This is a genomic window from Colwellia sp. E150_009 (assembly GCF_053543955.1).
The window spans coordinates 1-1,438 of the sequence record NZ_JBHFOM010000083.1 but is presented as its reverse complement, the minus strand read 5'-3'; the positions used below and the strand labels follow the sequence as shown (position 1 = coordinate 1,438).

Annotated in this window: 1 protein-coding gene; it reads right to left on the bottom strand. The window is 39.2% G+C overall.

Going from position 1 to position 1,438, the window contains the following annotated elements; genetic code table 11:
• Positions 1–163: 163 nt before the first annotated feature.
• Positions 164–1,243 (bottom strand): DUF418 domain-containing protein, encoded by a 1,080-nt coding sequence (locus ACE1OF_RS19510; protein ID WP_448896543.1) that lies wholly within the window; start codon positions 1,241–1,243, stop codon positions 164–166.
• Positions 1,244–1,438 lie beyond the last annotated feature (195 nt).

Genomic DNA, 1,438 nt, shown 5'->3' with positions numbered 1-1,438 from the left:
GAGATCACACTAAGAGAGCCTCAATATGTGTTTGCCGTAAACGAGCGTTTAATGGCTAACTGACATAACGAAGAAGACGAATTTACTGATTGAAAACAATTAGCTACCTAGCGGTAGCTAAAAGAACACTATTGCCTATTGACGCGAGATGGGCTCATATGTGTTAGCTTGCTACTTTACGGAAAACCCATTCTAACGGTCCAGTTTTAAAAAACTTAAGCCATACAACACTAAAAACTATCCCGCAAACACAAAATATTAAAGCGCTAAGTAGTGAGAAGTTTATTGTCTGGTTTTCTAACCGACCGATTGACTCAAGGGTACCCATGCCAATAATGACGTGAGCAACATACAAGGTCAAAGACAATTGTCCTGTTTTGTACAGCCATTTGTTGATGTTGCTTTCAGAAAATCTATCTGAAAAGTATAAGCAAGCAACTAGCACAACAACGGCGGAACTGCCAGCAGAGATTATGTATTGGGGCAATGGAGGTATAATCGATGTTGAAAACAGAAATGTTACTTCTTCAGGTGTCATTTCAAGCGCACTACCATCTCCAATAGTTACTCTTATCAGATAAAAACCACATTCGGTGACAAGCAAAGTGATGAGTGACAAAGCAAGCAACTTTTTTCTCATCAAGCTTTGGGATAAATCCTGCCTCCCCAGCCACATCCCAAATATCAAAAATGCTGCCCAGGGAAAGACGGGGTGAAAGCCGTTAAATACTATATGCCTAATCATTCCATCGAATGACCAAAAGTTTTCATAGGTTAATGTTGACCAATCCCAGTTCTGCTCATAATTCAGAAACAGCATTAAGACTGGGAATACCAGCATGATAATCACCGATATAAATAGCAAAACTTTGTCGTTAACTGTAAATATGGCTGCAGCTATTAAAAAATAAAAGCCATAAAAATGGAGGATGTCAGCTTCCCATATTGGTGTGTATACAAGACCGATCGCAATCAGTAGTAGCCCGCGTTTTATCAGTGATAAACGATTTTTTAATACAAGCGCCCCATCACTAGACTCTCTTGCTTTATTGGTCAGAAATGTCACGCCAACACCTGCAAGAATAACAAACAAGGCCGATGCTCGACCTTCAAAAAGCCCGGCAAAACTTATCAATAACTGGTTGCCAGTTTCAGCGTTCATGGCAATTTTAAAATTAACAATGACCATGCCGAAAATTGCCAATGCTCTTGCAAGGTCAAACCCAGTAACTCTTTGCCTCATATAATCTCCTTGAGAAAGCTAACGTTTTGCTAAGAGGCTAAAATGGTTGGCTGGCTTTTTTGCGTTACTTTGCAAAAAACGAGCAAACTGTTTTAGTCCTTTTAAGCACCTTATAGTTGGACCGTTCCATAAAGTTAATCAGTTTAACCAACCTTTTTAATCCATGGAATATACTTCTGTTGATCACGAATATTT

Excerpts from the sequence above, each read along its gene's own strand:
- ACE1OF_RS19510 (WP_448896543.1), bottom strand. The coding sequence starts at position 1,243 with ATGAGGCAAAGAGTTACTGGGTTTGACCTTGCAAGAGCATTGGCAATT.